Source organism: Acidiphilium sp. 34-64-41, assembly GCF_002282635.1.
Lineage (GTDB): Bacteria > Pseudomonadota > Alphaproteobacteria > Acetobacterales > Acetobacteraceae > Acidiphilium > Acidiphilium rubrum.
Genome location: NZ_NCJX01000154.1, coordinates 1 through 3,329 on the forward strand (window position 1 = coordinate 1; position 3,329 = coordinate 3,329).

The window sequence follows — 3,329 nt, forward strand, 5'->3', positions numbered from 1 at the left end:
CGATGATCGCAATCAAACGGAATCCATGATCGCGATCCACCGGAATCGATGATCGCGATCAAACGGAATCAGTGATCGCGATCCACCGGAACGCGCAGACAGGAGCGGCCGGTGGCGCCGACCCATTGGAGTTTTGGGCAGTTATGCGGGCTGGTGGGGGCGCCGGCCGGATATTTGCGCGAGCTGTCCGCGCCGCTGGCGGGGATCAATCTGCAGCACGGGCTGCTCAATCATCGCGCCGAGTTGGTGAAGACGCTGGAGACCGACGATGGGCGGGTGGAACTGCGTGCCGTGACCGGCCCAGATTACGGGCGGATATGGGACCATGAATTGGTAGCGGCGGTGATGCGGATTGCGGGCAACGGTACGGGTGAGACGAATTGGAAAGTGCCGGGCGTGCTGGACTGGGCGACCATGACCCACAACCCCTATGTGGATGTGACGAAGGAGACGACCACGCTTTATGCCAGCGACCGGGACGTGTTTTTGTTCCTGGTCGACGATACGCATCCGATCGAGGCGGGGCGCTTGCCCAATGGTGAACCCGATCTGTATTTTCGCGGGTTCTATTGCTGGAATTCCGAGGTTGGCTCGAAGACATTGGGCATCGCCTCGTTTTATCTGCGTGCGGTGTGCGCCAACCGGAACATCTGGGGTGCCGAGGATTTCCAAGAGATCAGTATTCGCCACAGCAAATTCGCCACCCAGCGTTTTGCGCATGAAGCGGCGCCTGCGCTGCGGCGTTTCGCAAACTCCTCGCCTGCGCCGTTCGTGGCGGGGATCAAGGCGGCGCGGGAACAGATTGTCGCGCGCCAGGACGATCAACGCGAGAGTTTTCTGCGTAAGCGCGGCTTCAGCAAGGGCGAGACGGCGAAGGTTATTGCCACCGTGCTGGAAGAGGAAGGTCATCCGCCCGAGAGCGTTTTCGATTTTGTGCAGGGCATCACTGCGCTGGCGCGCAGCAAGCCACATCAGGATGCCAGGCTGGAACTGGAGGGCAAAGCGAAGCTGCTGCTGGAGCGGGCGGCGTAACGGGCGCGTTGTTCTTCGGTTATGTTTGCCGTGGGCCGGTTTTGGTCCACGGCTTTTTTCATGGGGCGGGGCAGAGAGTCAGAGGGCGGCTGAGAAATTCGTGACGGGTGACAGGCCAGGAGAGTGGCTCCAGGCCGCCCGTCATGGAGTTTTCCCCATGGCCAAAACCATTCAAAAAATCACGCTCAGCGCCTCGCGCGATATCCCGTTCGATCGGCTTTTGCTCTCGCAATCCAATGTCCGGCGGGTCAAGGCCGGTGTCTCGATCGAGGAGCTGGCGGCGGATATCGCCCGGCGCACACTGCTGCAAAGCATCACCGTGCGCCCGGTGCTCGATGACAAAGGCGCCGAGACCGGCATGTTCGAAATCCCCGCCGATGGGCGGCGCTACCGGGCGCTGGAATTGCTGGTGCGGCTACAGCGCCTCGCCAAGACCGCGCCGATTCCCTGTGTCGTCCGCACCGAAGGCATCGCCGAAGAGGACAGCCTGGCGGAGAATGTGCAGCGGGCACCGCTGCATCCGCTGGATCAGTTCCGGGCGTTTCAGACGCTGCGCGAGAAGGGGCAGAGCGAGGAGGAAATTGCGGCGGTGTTTTTTGTCGCGGTTTCCGTGGTGAAGCAGCGGCTGCGCCTCGCCGCCGTCTCACCCCGGTTGCTGGAAGTGTATGCCGAGGACGAGATGACGCTCGACCAGCTGATGGCGTTTTCGGTCAGCCCGGACCATGAGCGCCAGGAGCAGGTGTGGGAGGCGATCCAGCGCTCCTATAAGAAAGAGTCCTATCAGATCCGCCGGATGCTGACGGAAGGGGCGGTGCGCGCCTCGGACAAGCGGGCGCAATATGCCGGCGAGGACTACGTAGCGGCGGGTGGGGCCATCATGCGCGATCTGTTCCAGCAGGATGATGGCGGCTGGCTGCAGGATGCCGGAATGCTGGCGCGCGTAGTGGCGGAAAAGTTGGAGCGCGATGCCAATGCGATCCGCGCCGAGGGCTGGAAATGGGTCGAAATGGCACCTGAGTTCCCATACGGTCACAGCTATGGCCTGCGTCGGATTGCGGGCACGCGGCGCCCGCTGAGCGATGAGGAAATCGCTCAGGTTGAGGCGTTACGGGCCGAGGCCGAGCAACTCGAGGAAGAAGCCGCCGCGGCGGATGAGGTCTCCGATGATGCCGATCAGCGGCTTGGTGAGATCGAGGCGGAGATCGATGCTTTGACCCATCGCCCGCCGGTGTATGACCCTGCCGAGATTGCCATGGCGGGTGTGTTTGTCAGCATCGATGGTAATGGCGGGCTGCGGGTGGAACGCGGCTATGTCCGCCCCGAAGATGAGCCGCTGGTGGTTGAGGAGGCCGATGAGGCTGCATTGGCGGGCGAGGGGAGTGGTATCGCAGATGATGATAGCGATCCCGCCATGCCGGAAAGCCGCATCATCGTCGCGCATGTCGGTGATGCGGCCGAGCCGGAGCCGGAGGAAGAAGACGGCATCAAGCCTTTGCCCGACCGGCTGTTGACCGAGCTGACGGCCTATCGCACGCTGGCGCTGCGTGAAGCGCTGGGCCATGAGCCCGGCATTGCTTATCTCGCCCTACTGCATGCGCTGTGCTTGCGGCTATTCTACCGCTACGGCGCCGAATCTTGCCTTGAGATTGAGGCGAAGAGCGTGATGTTCGGCGCGCAGGCGCCGGGCCTGGCTGATACGCCCTTGGCGGCACGGGTTGATGCGCGGCACGAGGTTTGGGCAGCACAATTGCCCGAAGATAGTGCTGAACTCTGGGATGCTCTCGCCAATCTCGATACGGATAGCCGCGAGGCCTTGTTCGCCCACTGCGTAGCGCTGACGCTGAACGCCACGCATGACGCCTATAACCGCCGTCCCCGGGCGCTGGCGCATGCCGGGCGGCTGGCGGAAATTCTGGCGCTTGATCTGGTAGCTGCTGGGTGGGTGCCGACGGCGGAGAATTATCTCGGCCGGGTGACGAAGGCGCGCATTCTCGAGGCCGTGCGGGAAGCCAAGGGCGCGCAGGCAGCTCAGCGGCTTGAAGGGCTGAAGAAGGGCGACATGGCCGAGGCCGCGGCGCAGGCGCTGGCGGGCTGTGGGTGGCTGCCCGAGGTGCTGCGGACGAAGGGCGTGGCGACCATGACGATGCCGACAGATTCTGCGGCAGAAGCCACGCATAGTGCCGTCGCCGCCGATGCCAGCGCGGATGTGGCAGACGAGGCGGTTGAGGCTGCCGATCTTCCATCCGCTGAAGACGAAGCACAGCTCGAGCCGCACGAGATCGCGGCGGAGTGATCCC

General features: G+C 63.4%; 1 protein-coding gene and 1 pseudogene. Both read left to right on the forward strand.

All coding sequences use genetic code 11. From position 1 onward, the window contains the following. Positions 1 to 99 precede the first annotated feature (99 nt). Positions 100 to 1,032 (forward strand): annotated as a pseudogene (locus B7X49_RS18385) (DUF932 domain-containing protein); the annotation flags it as partial. Between the two features lie 157 nt (positions 1,033 to 1,189). After that, complete coding sequence (locus tag B7X49_RS18390) at positions 1,190 to 3,325, forward strand: ParB/RepB/Spo0J family partition protein (RefSeq protein WP_286840590.1); 2,136 nt, start codon at positions 1,190 to 1,192, stop codon at positions 3,323 to 3,325. Positions 3,326 to 3,329 lie beyond the last annotated feature (4 nt).

Excerpts from the sequence above, each read along its gene's own strand:
- B7X49_RS18390 (WP_286840590.1), top strand. The coding sequence starts at position 1,190 with ATGGCCAAAACCATTCAAAAAATCACGCTCAGCGCCTCGCGCGATATC.